The sequence below is a fragment of the Gemmatimonadaceae bacterium genome, from assembly GCA_035533015.1.
Classification (GTDB): domain Bacteria; phylum Gemmatimonadota; class Gemmatimonadetes; order Gemmatimonadales; family Gemmatimonadaceae; genus JAGWRI01.
Genome location: DATLUQ010000062.1, coordinates 30288 through 45412, shown reverse-complemented (window position 1 = coordinate 45412; position 15125 = coordinate 30288). Strand labels below are relative to the sequence as shown.

14 protein-coding genes are annotated in these 15125 nt (G+C 66.7%); 4 read left to right on the top strand and 10 right to left on the bottom strand.

The annotated features are described in order from the left end of the window. Positions 1-150: 150 nt before the first annotated feature. On the bottom strand, positions 151-2070 hold the full coding sequence (locus VNF92_13335; protein HVA58859.1) for an ABC transporter ATP-binding protein: 1920 nt from the start codon (positions 2068-2070) through the stop codon (positions 151-153). A 143-nt stretch (positions 2071-2213) separates the two neighbouring features. Here VNF92_13335 and VNF92_13330 point away from each other — a divergent pair, with 143 nt between their 5' ends. Continuing rightward, a complete protein-coding gene (locus tag VNF92_13330) occupies positions 2214-3536 on the top strand; it encodes an MFS transporter (protein ID HVA58858.1) in 1323 nt (440 codons plus the stop codon). Here VNF92_13330 and VNF92_13325 read toward each other — a convergent pair whose 3' ends face one another. Together VNF92_13325 and VNF92_13320 are read right to left on the bottom strand one after the other, a co-directional pair. Next, a complete protein-coding gene (locus VNF92_13325; protein ID HVA58857.1) occupies positions 3537-4829 on the bottom strand; it encodes an ABC transporter permease in 1293 nt (430 codons plus the stop codon). Beyond that, a complete protein-coding gene (locus VNF92_13320; protein ID HVA58856.1) occupies positions 4822-5787 on the bottom strand; it encodes an ATP-binding cassette domain-containing protein in 966 nt (321 codons plus the stop codon). The genes VNF92_13325 and VNF92_13320 overlap by 8 nt, the downstream gene beginning before the upstream one ends. A gap of 77 nt (positions 5788-5864) precedes the next feature. On the opposite strand from VNF92_13320, the gene VNF92_13315 reads away from it, so the two are divergent. From VNF92_13315 to VNF92_13305, 3 genes are read left to right on the top strand one after another with little or no spacing between them, the layout of a single operon-like run. Continuing rightward, positions 5865-6821 carry an extracellular solute-binding protein gene (locus tag VNF92_13315; GenBank protein HVA58855.1) on the top strand — a complete coding sequence of 319 codons (957 nt, stop codon included), beginning with the start codon at positions 5865-5867 and terminating at the stop codon, positions 6819-6821. Next, positions 6808-7623, top strand: coding sequence for an ABC transporter permease (locus VNF92_13310; GenBank protein HVA58854.1), 816 nt, complete (start codon positions 6808-6810; stop codon positions 7621-7623). Before VNF92_13315 ends, VNF92_13310 begins: the two co-directional genes overlap by 14 nt. After that, positions 7620-8663 (top strand): ABC transporter ATP-binding protein, encoded by a 1044-nt coding sequence (locus VNF92_13305; GenBank protein HVA58853.1) that lies wholly within the window; start codon positions 7620-7622, stop codon positions 8661-8663. The genes VNF92_13310 and VNF92_13305 overlap by 4 nt, the downstream gene beginning before the upstream one ends. A gap of 15 nt (positions 8664-8678) precedes the next feature. Here the strand turns inward: VNF92_13305 and VNF92_13300 are convergent, their stop codons facing one another. The 7 genes from VNF92_13300 to VNF92_13270 form a co-directional block, all read right to left on the bottom strand. Beyond that, complete coding sequence (locus VNF92_13300; GenBank protein ID HVA58852.1) at positions 8679-9923, bottom strand: SufS family cysteine desulfurase; 1245 nt, start codon at positions 9921-9923, stop codon at positions 8679-8681. Continuing rightward, positions 9920-10264, bottom strand: a complete 345-nt coding sequence (locus VNF92_13295) for a Rieske (2Fe-2S) protein (protein HVA58851.1) — start codon at positions 10262-10264, stop codon at positions 9920-9922. Before VNF92_13295 ends, VNF92_13300 begins: the two co-directional genes overlap by 4 nt. Further along, positions 10261-10722, bottom strand: coding sequence for an SUF system NifU family Fe-S cluster assembly protein (locus VNF92_13290; GenBank protein HVA58850.1), 462 nt, complete (start codon positions 10720-10722; stop codon positions 10261-10263). The genes VNF92_13295 and VNF92_13290 overlap by 4 nt, the downstream gene beginning before the upstream one ends. Positions 10723-10747: 25 nt before the next feature. After that, positions 10748-12061: a Fe-S cluster assembly protein SufD gene (gene sufD / locus VNF92_13285; GenBank protein ID HVA58849.1), complete on the bottom strand. Its 1314-nt coding sequence runs from the start codon at positions 12059-12061 to the stop codon at positions 10748-10750. Then, positions 12058-12822: a Fe-S cluster assembly ATPase SufC gene (gene sufC / locus VNF92_13280; protein HVA58848.1), complete on the bottom strand. Its 765-nt coding sequence runs from the start codon at positions 12820-12822 to the stop codon at positions 12058-12060. Before sufC ends, sufD begins: the two co-directional genes overlap by 4 nt. 115 nt (positions 12823-12937) lie before the next feature. Further along, positions 12938-14371 carry a Fe-S cluster assembly protein SufB gene (gene sufB, locus VNF92_13275; protein ID HVA58847.1) on the bottom strand — a complete coding sequence of 478 codons (1434 nt, stop codon included), beginning with the start codon at positions 14369-14371 and terminating at the stop codon, positions 12938-12940. 203 nt (positions 14372-14574) lie between these two features. After that, positions 14575-15108 (bottom strand): FHA domain-containing protein, encoded by a 534-nt coding sequence (locus tag VNF92_13270; GenBank protein HVA58846.1) that lies wholly within the window; start codon positions 15106-15108, stop codon positions 14575-14577. Between the last annotated feature and the right edge of the window lie 17 nt (positions 15109-15125).

The following is a 15125-nucleotide window of genomic DNA, read 5'->3' as shown; positions in this document are numbered from 1 at the left end:
GTCGGGGGTGGCGTTCACGGCCGGTGCACGCGCGCACCGCGTTCTAGTGATTCGTACGCGGATTGCCGAGGGGGCGTTGACCGTTCTCGCCTCTGAAATCGCCTGTTAACGAATCCTGAAAGAATCCGTCAAACAGGCTACGGCCGGGTCTCACCCGGACGTTTGGGGCCCACGCTTTATGGCTTCGCGGGGCGACGGCGCTGCGGGCAGGAAATCCTCGCCCGGATTGATGTACTGATCGGTCTCGAGGCCGTGCTGCCGGTCGTGCAACTGGCGGTAGCGGCCGGCGAGCGCCATCAGCTCCGCGTGGCTGCCGCGCTCCACGATCTGTCCGTGCTCCAGCACCAGGATCTGGTCGGCGCTTTCGATGGTCGACAACCGGTGCGCGATCACGAACGTCGTGCGCCCGCGGCGCAGGGAACGCAGCCCATCACGGATCAGCGCCTCGCTCTCGCTATCCAGGCTCGACGTCGCCTCGTCGAGAATCAGGATGCGCGGATCGGCGAGAATCGCTCGGGCGATCGCCACACGTTGGCGCTGCCCCCCTGACAGCTTGACCCCGCGCTCGCCGACCACCGTGTCGTACTTGTGTTCGAACCGGCTCACGAACTCGTCCACGTGCGCGATGCGCCCCACGCGGTCGACCTCCGTGTCGGTGGCGCCGGGTTTGGCGAAGGCGATGTTGTCGCGAATCGTTCCGTCGAACAGGAAATTGTCCTGCATCACCACGCCCAGCTGCGCCCGATAGTCGTGCAACCGCAGCCGCTGGAGGTCGCGCCCGTCGATGAGGATATGCCCCGCCTTGGGATGGTAGAACGCCTGGACCAGCCCGATCAGCGTGCTCTTGCCCGACCCGCTCGAGCCCACCAGCGCCGTGGTCGAACCGGCGGGCGCCTTGAAGGTCACATCGCGCAGCACGGGCACGTCCTGGTCGTATTCGAACGAGACGTGTTGGAACTCCACGTCGCCGACCACGTCGTCCACCGCCTGACGCGATACATCGTCGGCGTCCTCGGTGGCCGTGTTCATGATCTCGCGAATGCGGTCGAGCCCCGCGAATGCCTCGGAGATCTGCGTGCCGATGGATGCGATCTGCACCAGCGGTGCCGCCACCAGGCCCACCAGGTACACGTACATGAACAGGTCGCCCAGCGTCATCTTGCCGTTGAGCACGTCGCGCCCCGCGATCACCATCACCAGCACGCCGATCACGCCGCTGATCACCGTCGTCCCCGAGCCCACCGCCGAGGTGCCGGTGATCGTCTGCGCGATGTTCCGCAGCAGCTTGTGCACTCCCTCCGCGAACAGCTTCCGCTCGCGCCGTTCCGATACGTACACCTTCACGAGGCGGATACCGCCTATCGACTCCGCCAGCCGGCCCGTGACGTCGGCGTTGATCGCGCCGCGTTCACGGAACAAGGGCCGCAGCATGCGGAAGGCGTACGCCATCATCCCCCCGAACGTCAGCAGCACGATCAGCGTGGCCGTGGTGAGCTTCCAGTTCAGATAGAACAGGACGGTGATGGCGATCAGCGCCGTCATCAGCCCACCGAGCAGTTGGATGATCCCCGTGCCCACCACGTTCCGCACGCCTTCGGCGTCGGTCATGACGCGCGAGATCACGATGCCCGTCTTCGTGGAGTCGAAGTACGACACGGGGAGTCGCAGCACGTGGGCCTGCACCCGCTTGCGCATGTTGGTGATGGCCCGTTGTCCGGCGACGCTCACCACCTGCGACAGCGAGAAGGAGGTGATCGCCTGTAGCAGGGTGGCGCCGGCCACAGCCAGCGCGAGCGGCATGAGCAGATCGGGCCGGTGCTTGCCGATCACCGTGTCGATCAGATATTTGGAGCTGCCGGGCAATACGAACCCCGCCAGCCGGCTCACCACCATCAGCGACAACCCGATGACAAGCGACCGCCGGTGTTCGGCGATCAGCTCACGCGCCTCTCTCCAGGCACGCTTGGGATCGAGGGGTTTCTTGACGGCTGAAGCGCCGGCGGCCGCCGAGGCGCCACTCCGTGCGCGGCGGCCGCCACCTTCGGCGTGACGACCGGGAAGTCGGGGCATGGTCACCCCCCAAGATAGCCACCCGCGGAACCCGGCGACGGGTCGCCCGGATACCCTCCGCGGGGCCCGCTGCCTCCCTTGGTGCCGGGCAGCTCTCGACCTAGCTTGAGCGAGCGCCGGGCCCCATACCCCGTTCCCCACCAATGTCCCAACCGGAATCCACCGCCGCAGCCCCCCCCCAGCATTCCACGCGCTACGCATGGTATGTGATGGGGGTGCTCACGCTGGCCAACGTGGGCGGGTTCGTGGACCGGCAGATCCTCAGCCTGCTGGTCGTTCCCATTCGGCGCGACCTCGCCATCTCGGACACCCAGGTGAGCCTGCTCATGGGGCTCGCATTTTCCGTGTTCTATACGGTCTTGGGGCTGCCGCTTGGTTGGCTGGCCGATCGGGCGAGTCGCAAGGCGATCATGGGTTGGGGGGTGGCGATCTGGAGCGTGATGACGGCGGCGTGCGGACTGGCCGGCAGCTTTGGTCGCTTACTCACCACGCGCATCGGCGTTGGCGTGGGCGAAGCGACGCTCGTGCCGGCCGCGACGTCGTTCATCCCCGACTATTTCCCGCCCGAGCGATTGGGGACGGCAATGAGCGTGTTCTCGCTCGGCATATTCCTGGGATCTGGGTTGGCATATGTGATCGGCGGGGCGATGGTCGGGTTGCTCGAGGCGCACGGGCAGGTGATCGTGCCGCTGGTCGGGGCGGTGCGGCCGTGGCAACTCGTGTTCTTCGCCGTAGGCCTGCCCGGGTTGGTGGTCTCGCTCTTGTTCTTCACGGTCCGGGAGCCGCCGAGGAAGCGCGACGCGCACGGCGCGAGTACGGCCGAGCTCTTTGCCTACGTGCGTCGCCATGGGCGCAGCTTCGCCTGCACGAGCCTCGGCTTCTCGTTCTCGGCAATGGTGAACTACGGCATCGCCGGGTGGCTGGCCACCTTTCTCATTCGCACGTACGGATGGACGGCAACACGGGCAGGCGCCGTGCAGGGCGCGCTGACCATGACCGTGGGCGTTGCCGGTGTGCTCGCGGGCGGGCGTGTGGCCGACTGGTACGTGCGTCGCGGGCACACTGACGGACCACTCCGCGTGGGAGTGATCGGTGCGGTGGGAATGCTCGTCTCGGCCACCGCGTACCCGTTGATGCCGACGGCCGGCCTTTGCGTGGCCTGGCTCGTGGTGGTGAACTTCTTCGCCGCCTTCCCGTGGGGGGCGATCGGCGCGTCGGCGGCCGAGATCGTGCCGGCGCGCATGCGCGCGCAGGGATCGGCGCTCTACTTCCTCGTCCTCAGCCTCGTGTCGTCCACGTTGGGGCCGACGCTGGTGGCGCTGATCACCGATCACGTGTTCCACGCCGATGCGGCGCTACGCTATTCGCTGGCCATCGCCAACGTGGCCGGTATGTCGGCGGCCATCGTGGTCTTGCTGTACGGCATGCCCGCCTACCGTACCACGATCGCCACGCGGGACGACTGATCAGGCCATGCGGATCCAGCGCACCAACTCGCCCCATGACGGCCGCTTGCCGTACATGAGCAGTCCCACCCGGTAGATCCGGGCCGACACCCAGATCGCGACGAGGCACGCCACCACCAAGCCGGCCAGCGTCGCCGCCAACTCCGTCCACGAGATGGAGATGAGCGACATCCGCATCGGCATGATGATCGGCGCCGAGAAGGGGAGCCACGACATGACCTTGGCGAGCGTGCTCGCCGGGTTGGCGAGCACCGGTGTCATGAAGATCACCGAACCGACGAGCAGTAGCATCACCGGCATCTGCGCCTGCTGCACGTCTTCCTGGTTGCTCACCATCGCGCCCACGGCGGCGAACAGCGACGCATAGAACATGAAACCGAAGATGAAGAAGAGCAGCAGCGCCAGCCCGACGGCGAGCGGTACGGTGGGCATCGTGACGCTCATCGTGGTGGCGGCCGGGATGCCGAACTTGGCGAAGATCTGGCCACGGAACGCGTAGATGGCCACGCCGCCAGCAATCCAGACGAAGACCTGTGTGAGCGCCACCGATCCCACGCCGAGGATCTTGCCGGCCAGCAGCGCATCCGGCTTGACGCTCGAAATCACCACCTCGGCCACGCGTGTCGTCTTCTCTTCCATGACGCCGCGCAGGATGTTCTGTCCGTAGATCGCGATCATGAAGTACAGAATGAACGCGATGAGATATCCGAACACGACGCTCGACATGCCGCCGCCGGCCTCGATGCCCTTGTCGCTGATCTTGTCCGTTTTCATGTTGAGCTTCACGGCGGTGAGCGTCGCTACCCGGCCGGGGTCGATGCCCTCCTTCTCCAACCGCATGTCGAGCAGGTTCTGCCGCACCATCGCCGTGATGGTGGCCACATCGGTCAGCGACGCGGCGTTCCGCCCCGCATAGGTGGCGGACGTGCCGGCGATCGTCCCCGCGTCGAGCACGAGATAGCCCTGGGCATCCTTGCGCATCACCGCCTGCGTGGCGCTATCCACGGCGGCGGGCAACTGCTCGGCCGTCAGCGTCTCCACGCGCGGTGCGGCACTGGTGGGCGCCGTGGCCGCGAGCGACTTGGCGACGCGCGCCCCCAGGTCCGTGCTCGTGGCGTCGAGCACGATGACGTTGGCCAATGTCGGGGACGACCTCGCGCGCGCCGCCAGCACGGCTGGGAGTACCGTGATCACGCCCATGAACACGGGTCCGAGGACGGTGACCACGATGAACCATTTGGATCGTACGCGCTCCAGGTACTCGCGCTTGAACACGACGAGAGTCTTACCCATGGCCACTCATCCCTGGCTCGACGTCCGTGGCGCCGACCCGATCGAGGAAAATCTGATGCAGCGACGGCTGTATGAGTTCGAACCGGCTGAGCGCCGCGCCGCCGCGCACCAGGCGCTGCAGCAGATCCTGCGGATTGGCGCCCGCCGCCATCTCGACTTCGAAGTACTGGTTCTCATCGTCGTACCTGGCCACCAGCGACCGGTCGGCGAGCACCGCCATCACGGCATCGCGCGCCCCGCCATCCAGCGCCAGCGCCACGTTGCGCACGCCGTGCTCCGCCTTGACGTCGGCCACCCGGCCGTCCAGCACCTTCTCGCCGCGCGCGATGATGCACACCGAATCGCAGATGCGCTCGGCGTTGTCCATCATGTGCGTGCTGAAGATCACCGTCTTGCCGCGCTGCTTGAGTTCGATCACCGTGTCCTTGAGCGCCTGGGCGTTGATCGGGTCGAGGCCGCTGAACGGCTCGTCCAGGATCACGACGTCGGGGTCGTGCAACAGCGTGCTGATGAACTGCACCTTCTGCTGCATGCCGCGCGAGAGTTCGTCGATCTTGGCCAGCCCCCAGTCCTTCTCGGGCGTCCGGAGCTGCAGCCGTTCCAGCCACTCGTCGATGCGCCCGTCCGCCGTGCGGCCGTCCACGCCCTTCAGTTCGGCCAGGAACTTCAGAACGCGGCGTACCTGCATCTTCTTGTACAGGCCGCGCTCTTCGGGTAGGTAGCCCACGCGATCCAGCACTGTCGTGCCGCGCACGGGCTGGCCGAGCAGGGTGATCGAGCCCTCGTCGGGTTCGATGACGTCGAGCACCATGCGGATGGTGGTGGTCTTTCCCGCGCCATTGGGGCCGAGCAGGCCGTACACCACGCCGCGCGGCACCTGGAGCGAGAAATCGCGCACCGCGACGTGCTCCTCGTAGCGCTTGACCACGTGGCGGATGTCGATCGCGAAATCAGACATGGACGGGAGGGGAGGAAAGGGAAGGAGCCTGGACCATTATAGCGCACGGGGGCGGGCCCGAGCCATACTTAGCGATCATGACTCGAAACGGACAGATCCTCGCATTGCTCCTCGTCGCCGCGGCGACGGCGTGTGACGGGGCGCGACCCGGCACCGCGACCGCCGGCCGCGACACGGTGGTCGTGTACGCCGCGGCCAGCCTCGCCAGCCCACTTCGTACGCTCGCCGATACCTACGCCGCAACGACCGGCACGGTTTCGCAGATCGAGATCGGCGGGTCGCTGGACCACGCCCGCAAGCTCACCGAGCTGCACCGCATTCCCGACGTGCTGGTGCTGGCCGACTACGAGGTGCTTGCGTCGTTGATGCCCAAGTACGTCCATTGGTATCTGGCGTTCGCCAACAACCGCATGGTGATCGCCTACAACGACCGGTCGCGCGGCAGCGCCAGGATCAACACCGCCAACTGGCCCGACGTGCTGGCCGCGCCGGGCGTGTCGATCGGCCGTCCCGATCCTTCCATCGCGCCGGCGGGCTACCGCGCCCTGATCATGTTGCAGCTCGCCGAACGGACGATGCGCCGTCCCGGACTGGCCGCCCGCGTCCTCGCCAACGCCGGCCCACGGTACATGCGGCCCAACGCCGCCGAGCTGGCGGCGCTGCTCGACGCCGGCGAAGTGGACTACATCATCGACTACGAATCGGTGGCGCGGGCGCATCACTTCCCGTATGTGTCGCTCCCCGTCACCATCGATCTCAGCGATCCCACGATGGCCGGCCAGTATGCCGCGGCGTCGGTACGCGTCCGTGGGGCGAACGGCGACACCGTGACGATGCGGGGGAAGCCCATCCTGTACGCGCTCGCCATTCCGGACAGCGCGCCGCATCCCGCAGCCGCTCGCCGTTGGGTGGCCGAGTTGCTCGGCGCAACGGGCCGGCGCGACATGGCGGAGGCGTTCGTGACCATGCTTGCCAATCCGCGGCTGGTGGGCACCGGCGCTCCACCCGAGGTCACGGCGCATGTCACGCCCTGAGCGTGGCCGCGGCGTACAGCGTGCGGCGACGATCGTCACCGCGGCGTGCGGGTCGCTGCTGCTGCTCTTTCTCGTGGCGCCGCTCGCCGGCATCGTCGGCGGTTGGGGGCTGCAGGGGCTGCGCGCCCTCGGCAGCGACGCCGAGCTGAGAGCCTCGCTCTGGCTCACCCTCGTCGCGGCCACGCTGGCCACGCTGCTCGGCGCCGCGGGGGGTGTGCCGCTGGCGTACGCGCTTTCGCGCAAGCGATTTCGCGGCCGAGGCCTCGTTGCGGCGCTGCTCGACTTGCCGCTGGTCGTGCCGCACCCCGTGGCTGGCATCGCGCTCCTGCTGCTGCTCGGCCGCGATACCCCGCTGGGCAAGGCGATGCTCACCGCCGGGCTCGAGATCACGGGGTCGCGCACCGGCATCGTGTGCGCGATGATGTTCGTGTCGGCGCCACTGCTGGTGAGCGCAGCGCGCGAAGCGTTCGACCGGGTGGATCCACGGCTCGAAGCGGTGGCCCGCACGCTGGGTGACACGCCCTGGCGCGCCGTGCGGCGCGTGACGCTTCCACTGGCGGCGCGCGGGCTCCTCGCGGCCGGTGTCGTGATGTGGGCCCGAGCGATCAGTGAATTCGGGGCAATCATCGTCCTGACCTACAATCCGAAGGTCGCGAGCGTGCTCAGCTACGAGCGGTTCACCGCCTACGGACTCAAGAGCGCGTTGCCGGTGGCCGCCGTGCTCGTGCTGTTGGCCCTCGTCCCCATCACCGTGCTGCGTACGGTGCACGCTCCCGATTCGCTTCCGGAGCGCCGAGGATGATCCGGCTCGACCGCGTCACCGCCAGGGTGGGCGGATTCGCTCTGCGCGAGATGTCGTTCGATATCGACCAGGGCACTTATGGCGTGGTGATCGGTCCGGCCGGGTCGGGCAAGACGACGCTTCTCGAAACGATCGCCGGCATCGTGCCGGTGGTATCGGGCACCGTCTCGCTGCGCGGCGCCGACGTCACCCAGCAGGCGCCGGAATTGCGGCGCATCGGCATCGTGTACCAGCACGCGTACCTCTTTCCGCATCTCTCCGTAGCCGACAACGTGGCTTATGGGGCCGATGACGCGCGGCTGGCCGCCGAGATGGTGAAGCGGTTTGGCCTCGACGCGCTGCTCCGGCGCGACGTGCGGTCGCTGAGCGGGGGTGAGCGTCAGCTCGTCGCGCTCGCCCGAGCGCTCGCCACGGAGCCCGACATTCTGCTGCTCGACGAGCCGTTCGCGGCGCTCGATCCGCGGACGCGCATCGTCGTGCGGCGCCAAGTGCGCGCGCTGCACACCGAGCGTGAGATGACCGTGCTGCACGTGACCCACGACTTCAACGAGGCGGGACGGCTCGGCCATCGCGTGGTGCTGCTCGAACGGGGTCGCGTATTGCAGGTGGGCTCGCCCGACGATCTGTTCCGGCGTCCGGCGTCGCCCGCCGTGGCCGAGTTCATCGGCGCCGAGAACGTGGTGCCGGGCCGCGTGCGCGGCGTGGAGAGCGAGAACGGGGCCGATCGTGTGGTGGAATTCATGAGCGGCGCCCTGGTGCTTCACGCCGTGAGCGACATGCCCGAGGGCGAAGCGCACGCCGTGATCCGTGCCGACGAGATCGCGCTTTCTCCCGAGCGGCGGGAGTCATCCATGCGCAATCAGTTGGACGCGCGGGTGGTGGAACTCGCATCGTTCGGCGTCCTGACGCACGTGACCGTCGCGGCGGGGGGCGTGGAGTTGGTGGCGGCGATCACCACGCGTTCGGCGGATGAACTGGGGTTGGCGCCTGGCGTCCCGGTGGTGGCCGCGCTCAAGGCCACCGCGGTGCATCTGTGTTGACGGAGCGGGGCCTCGTCAGCCGAACAGCGCCTTGGCCCTCGTGACACCATCCCTGAGCGCGGCAATATCTCGACCGTCGTTGTACACGTACACGCTCGCCCGCGCCGTCGCCGGCACCTTGAGCCTTCGCATCAACGGCTGTGCGCAGTGATGCCCCGCCCGCACGCACACCCCATCCTGATCCAGAATCGTTGCCAGATCATGCGGATGAACCCCGTGGAGCGTGAAACTCGCCACGCCGCTCCGATCGGCCACTGACGCCGGCCCGTAGATCTTGACGCCGGGGATCGCCCCGAGCATGTCCTGCGCCATCTGCAGCAGCGCCTGCTCATGGGCCCGCACCGCCGCCATTCCGATCCCGCCCAGATACTCGCAAGCCGCCGCGAGCCCAACCGCACCCGCGACGTTCGGCGTCCCGGCCTCGAATTTGTGCGGGAGTACGTTCCACGTGCTCCGGTCGTCGTACACGAACTCGATCATGTCGCCGCCCATCTGATACGGCGGCATCGACTCCAGGATCGGACGGCGTCCCACAAGCCCGCCGATCCCCATCGGGCCGCACATCTTGTGCCCGCTGAACGCGTAGAAATCCACGCCCAGTTCATCGACGCTCAGCGCGAGATGCGGGGCTGCCTGCGCCCCGTCGCATACCACGAGTGCTCCGACGGCCCGCGCGATGGCCGCGATCTCCTTCACCGGATTGATCGTCCCCAACGCGTTCGACACATGGCTGAACGCCACGACCCGCGTCCGCTCACCCACCAGCGCTCGTAGCTGCGCCAGGTCGATGCGCCCGTCGTCGGTCAACTCGCAGATCCGCAGCACGGCCCCGCGCTCGATCGCCAGCTGCTGCCAGGGCACGAAGTTCGCGTGATGCTCCAGGCCGGTGATCACGATCTCGTCGCCGGCGTTCACGTTCACCCGCCCCCAGGCGCTCGCCACGAGGTTCAGCGACTCGGTGGTGCCGCGCGTGAAGATCACCGTGTCGGCATCCTTCACGCCGATGAACTTCGCCACGCGCTTCCGCGCGCGATCGTACCGCTCCGTGGACCGCGCCGACAGATCGTACGCCCCGCGATGCGGATTGGCGTAGTCGGTCTCGTAGTACTCGCGAATGGCGTCGAGCACCACGGCCGGTTTCTGCGCCGTGGCCGCCGAGTCCAGATAGTGCAGCCCGAGGTTCTTCGCGAGCAGCGGGAAGTCGGCCCGTCGGGATGCGAACTCGGCCTGCGCCGCCGCCACGGCCTTGAGGGTCGTCATCCGGCCACCTCGGCGCCGATGCGCCGCTTGGGCCCCACCAGGATCTTCCCATCTTCGACCCGCACGTCGTACGTCATCACGGCATCCACCGCCGGGCCCTTGCACGCCGCACCTGTGGCACAGTCGAACCGTGCGCCGTGCCACACGCACTCCACGGTCCCGTCGGCGTGGATTACCCCGTCCGACAACGGGAACTCCGCATGGGTGCAGCAATCGACCATGGCCGACACGTGACCCTTCACGTTGGCCAGACAGACGGCCTCGCCCGCCGCGTTCTTCACGGCCATGAGCCCGCCCTCGGGCAGGTCGGCAAGATCGGCCACCGGCTGGAAGTCGCTCACGAGGGTGAGCCCGGCACGATGGCCGCCGCGTTGCCCTCGTCGAGCGCCGACTCAAGGGCGTGCCACGCCATGCTCGCGCACTTGACCCGCATGGGGAACCGCGACACACCGCTCAACGCGGCCAGCGATCCCAGCGACTCGCGTTCCTTCTCGACATCGAGCCTGCCGGTCAGCATGTCGTGCATCTGCTCCGCGAGCGTCCTCGCCTGGGCCACGGTCTTGCCTTTCACGGCGGCGGTCATCATCGAGGCCGAGGCCTTGGAGATCGCGCAGCCGAGTCCCTGGAAGCTCACATCCGCCACGCGGTCGCCGTCGAGCTTGAGCCAGAGCGTCACCTGATCGCCGCACAGGGGATTGTTGCCCTCGACCCTGCGATTCGCATCCGGCATGACGCGGAAATTCCGCGGCTTGCGGTTGTGCTCGAGGATGATTTCCTGATACAGCGAGTCGAGGGACATAGGAGCTACAGTTGGCAGCGGGGTGCTACACCACCCCGGTAAACCTAGCCATCGTCATCGCTTCCAGCCCGTCCCGCACGGCGTCGTTCTCGATCGTCTCGAGCACGTCGGCTGCGAACGCGTAGGTCAGCAGCTTCCGCGCTTCCTCGGCCCCGATGCCGCGGCTCTTCATATAGAACAGCGAGACGTCGTCCAGCCGGCCCACGGTGGCGCCATGGGTGCACTTCACATCGTCGGCGAAGATCTCCAGCTGCGGCTTGGTGTCGATCTGCGCACGCTCCGACAGCAGCAGCGTGTTGTTGGTCTGCTTGCCGTCGGTCTTCTGTGCGATCGGGTGCACGTACACCTTGCCGTTGAACACGCCGTGCGACTCGCCATCCAGCACGCCCTTGTACAGCTCCCGGCTGAAGCAGTTCGGCTGCGCGTGCTCGATACGGGTCTGGTGATCGGAGTGCTGTGCGCCGTCGAGCATGTAGAGCCCATTGAGCGTGGCGCCGCACCCCTCGCCGCCGAGCAGGGTGCCGATGTTGGTGCGGGCCAGGGCGCCGCCGGTGGCCAACGAGAACGAGACGTAATGGCTGTCCCGCCCCTGCCGGGTCTCGATCGTGCCGACGTGATACGCCCGCACCGATTCGCGCTGGAGCTTGGTGTGGGTCAGGGTGGCGCCGGCTTCGAGTACGACCTCACTCACCGCGTTGGTGAAGTACTCGGCGTCGCCGAGCCCGACATAGCTCTCGATCACCGTCGCCCGGGCATGACGCTCGGCGACGATCAGATTGCGTGGATACGATACGCCGTTGGCCGCGTGGCGGTCGGTCACGAACATCAGATGGATCGGATGCTCGACCACGCGGTCGCCCGCCACGTGCACCACGGCGCCGTCGTTCAGGAATGCGGTGTTGAGCGCCGTGAACGTCTGCCCATCGAACGGCGCCACGCTGCCCACGAGGCGGGCCAGGTCCGGCATCTCGGTCCAGGCGCGCGCCAGCGGCAGGACGCGCACCCCGTCGGGCAGATTCTCCAGATGTGAGAGCTCGGGCGCGAACCGGCCATTCACGAACACCGCCAGATGCCAGTCGTCGGTGTCGGGAAAGAGATACGGCTCGAGGTCGGTACGCCGCACGTCGCCGCTCACCGCCGTGAGCGGTAGGAACTGCCGCTCCGCGATCGGAGCCACGCTCGTGAAGTGCCAGTCTTCGTTCTTCGTGGTCGGGAAGCCGAGCTGCGTGAACCGCTCGAGCGCGGAGCTGCGCAGCGCGTGCACCCACTCCGGCGCCTCGCCCCCGCCGTTTGCCGCGAATTTCCGGAACTGCTCCACGTACTCCACCGCGTGCGTCACGCGCCGACTCCCGCCGGCGTGCCGCCCGTGATCCAATCGTAGCCCTTCTCCTCGAGCTCCAGCGCCAATTCCTTACCCCCGGACTTCACGATGCGCCCGTTGGCCAGGACGTGCACGTAGTCGGGCACGATGTAGTTGAGCAGCCGCTGATAATGCGTGACGACGATGGTCGCGTTGTCTGGGCGCTTGAGCTTGTTCACACCGTCGGCCACGATGCGAAGAGCGTCGATGTCCAGCCCCGAGTCGGTCTCATCCAGGATCGCGAGCTTGGGTTCGAGCACCGCCATTTGCAGGATCTCGTTGCGCTTCTTCTCGCCGCCAGAGAAGCCGGCGTTCACGGACCGGCTGAGCATGGCCGGATCCATCTCCACCAACTTGAGCTTCTCGTCCATGATACCGGCGAACTCGAGCGGATCGACCTCCTCCTCACCTCGCGCCTTCCGGATTTCGTTATAGGCGGCGCGGAAGAAATAGGCGTTCGACACGCCCGGGATCTCCACCGGGTACTGGAACGCGAGGAAGATGCCGGCCTGCGCCCGCTCTTCGGGCTGCATCTCGAGCAGGTCGCGGCCCTCGTACGTGACCGTCCCCGCCGAAACCTCGTACATCGGGTTACCGGCCAGCACCTGGGCAAGCGTGCTCTTGCCCGAGCCGTTGGGGCCCATTACCGCATGCACTTCGCCGGCGCGAACGGTCAGATCTATTCCTTTGAGGATTTCTTTCTGGCCTACCGCCGCATGGAGGCCGTGTATGTCAAGCATGGTCTGTATTGGCTGAAGAATTGTAGGAGGGCAGGACAGTAGGACGGCAGGACGGGAACGGCGTGACGCAGTCAACCGTTCTACCCTCTCACGGTCCTGCCGTCCTACTCTCCCGTTACCCGACGCTTCCTTCCAACGTGATCCCCAGGAGCTGTTGTGCCTCCAAGGCGAACTCCATGGGCAGCTCCTTGAACACCTCTTTACAGAAGCCGCTCACGATCATCGAAACGGCCTGTTCGGCCGATAGTCCGCGCTGCTTGAGATAGAAGATCTGATCCTCCCCGATCTTCGACGTGCTCGCCTCGTGCTCCACCTGCGCGGTGTTGTTCTTCACTTCGATGTACGGAAACGTGTGCGCTCCGCACTGGTTCCCCACGAGCATCGAATCGCACTGCGTGTAGTTGCGCGCCCCGGTGGCCTTGGGCGCCACGTACACGCGGCCGCGATACGAGTTGTTCCCGTGTCCGGCGCTGATCCCCTTGGACACGATGTTGCTCTTCGTGTTCTTGCCCAGGTGCAGCATCTTGGTGCCCGTGTCGGCTTGCTGGTAATTGTTCACCACCGCCACCGAGTAAAACTCGCCCACCGAGTTGTCGCCCTGCAGGATGACGCTCGGATACTTCCACGTGATGGCCGAGCCGGTCTCCACCTGCGTCCACGAGATCTTGGCGTTCTCGAACGCCTTGCCCCGCTTGGTGACGAAGTTGTAGATGCCGCCCACGCCTTCCTTGTCCCCGGCGTACCAGTTCTGCACCGTCGAGTACTTGATCGTCGCGCCCTTGAGCGCGACGAGCTCCACCACCGCCGCGTGCAGTTGGTTCGTCGACCGCTTGGGCGCCGTGCACCCCTCGAGGTAGCTCACGTACGCCCCCTCATCGGCCACGATCAGCGTCCGCTCGAACTGGCCGGTGTCGGCTGCATTGATGCGGAAGTACGTGGACAGCTCGATCGGGCACCGCACCCCCTTGGGCACGTACACGAACGACCCGTCGGAGAACACCGCCGAGTTGAGCGCCGCGAAGAAATTGTCGCTGTAGGGCACCACGGAGCCCAGGTACTTCTCCACCAGGTCCGGATGGTTCTGGATGGCGTCGCCCAACGAGCAGAAGATGATCCCATGCTCGGAGAGCTGTTCGCGCATCGTCGTGCCCACCGACACCGAGTCGAAGATCGCGTCCACGGCCACGCCGGCCAGCAGCTTCTGCTCCTGCAGCGGAATGCCGAGCTTGGCGTAGGTCTTGAGCAGTTCCGGATCCACTTCGTCCAGGGACTGCTTGGGCTTGACCGACGTGGGCGCCGAGTAGTAGCTCGCCTTCTGGTAGTCGATCGGCTCGTAATGGACGTTCGGCCAATGCGGCTCGCGCATCGTCTGCCAGCGCCGGAACGCCTTGAGCCGCCAGTTCAACATGAACTCCGGCTCGTGCTTTTTCTGCGAAATCAGACGCACCACGTCATCGCTCAGACCGGGCGGAATCGTGTCCGCCTCGACGTCGGTGACGAAGCCGTACTGATATTCCTTGGCGACCAGGGAATCGATGGACGAACTCATGCTCACTCCAATGCCGATGCCGTGCGCAAGCCGTTGTATCAAAATATCTTGAGGCACCGACGGCTCACTGGCCCGGTGGGCGGCTCGCAACTCCGGAACATACGCATCTGGCGCGTGGTTCCGATGCAGACAAAATTACTCGGTTATCCGCCGCGGTGAAAGCGAACCTGTAAACAAAAGCATGTTTGTGACCTTCTCGCACCTCAGCCCGGCCACACGCGAGTCGCCAGCAGAATCAGCGATGCCAGGGCCAGCGCCGCCGCCAGTGCGGCGGCCACGAGCACCCACCAGTGCAGCTCGACGGGCCGCATCAGCCTCCGGCGCACCTCCTGCAGCTTCTCCGGCGACACGATCTCCCGGATCTGGGTCTTCTGGCCCGCCAGATCCGGGTCCATCGCGGCGTGCGCGGGCGCGGGGAGCACGTCCCCCGTGGGTGGCTTGTGCGTGAACCGCAGCCGGGTGTACGCGACCTCCACCACATCACCGTCGGCCAGGGGCCGCGGTCCCGTCAGCGCGATGCCATTCACCTTGGTCTCGGCTGTGGCGATGGGCTGCAGCACGTACGCGTTGTCCGTTCGCCGCACTTCGGCGTGGGTGCGCGAAGCGGCGAGGTCGCGCACCAGAATCGGGTTCGCCATGTCGCGTCCGATTCCCGTGACGACGCGGTGCAGGGGATAGGCCAGGCCCCAGCGCACGTCCACCAGATAGGCGGCCGGGGGGAGCGATTCGGGAAGCATGGGAGGGGGGCAGGGGG

Bases quoted from the DNA above. Each gene is read 5' to 3' on its own strand.
- VNF92_13305 (HVA58853.1), top strand. From the start codon at position 7,620: ATGATCCGGCTCGACCGCGTCACCGCCAGGGTGGGCGGATTCGCTCTG.
- VNF92_13270 (HVA58846.1), bottom strand. From the start codon at position 15,108: ATGCTTCCCGAATCGCTCCCCCCGGCCGCCTATCTGGTGGACGTGCGC.
- sufB (HVA58847.1), bottom strand. From the start codon at position 14,371: ATGAGTTCGTCCATCGATTCCCTGGTCGCCAAGGAATATCAGTACGGC.
- VNF92_13300 (HVA58852.1), bottom strand. From the start codon at position 9,923: ATGACGACCCTCAAGGCCGTGGCGGCGGCGCAGGCCGAGTTCGCATCC.
- sufC (HVA58848.1), bottom strand. From the start codon at position 12,822: ATGCTTGACATACACGGCCTCCATGCGGCGGTAGGCCAGAAAGAAATC.
- VNF92_13330 (HVA58858.1), top strand. From the start codon at position 2,214: ATGTCCCAACCGGAATCCACCGCCGCAGCCCCCCCCCAGCATTCCACG.
- VNF92_13315 (HVA58855.1), top strand. From the start codon at position 5,865: ATGACTCGAAACGGACAGATCCTCGCATTGCTCCTCGTCGCCGCGGCG.
- VNF92_13310 (HVA58854.1), top strand. From the start codon at position 6,808: ATGTCACGCCCTGAGCGTGGCCGCGGCGTACAGCGTGCGGCGACGATC.
- VNF92_13325 (HVA58857.1), bottom strand. From the start codon at position 4,829: ATGGGTAAGACTCTCGTCGTGTTCAAGCGCGAGTACCTGGAGCGCGTA.
- VNF92_13320 (HVA58856.1), bottom strand. From the start codon at position 5,787: ATGTCTGATTTCGCGATCGACATCCGCCACGTGGTCAAGCGCTACGAG.
- VNF92_13335 (HVA58859.1), bottom strand. From the start codon at position 2,070: ATGCCCCGACTTCCCGGTCGTCACGCCGAAGGTGGCGGCCGCCGCGCA.
- VNF92_13290 (HVA58850.1), bottom strand. From the start codon at position 10,722: ATGTCCCTCGACTCGCTGTATCAGGAAATCATCCTCGAGCACAACCGC.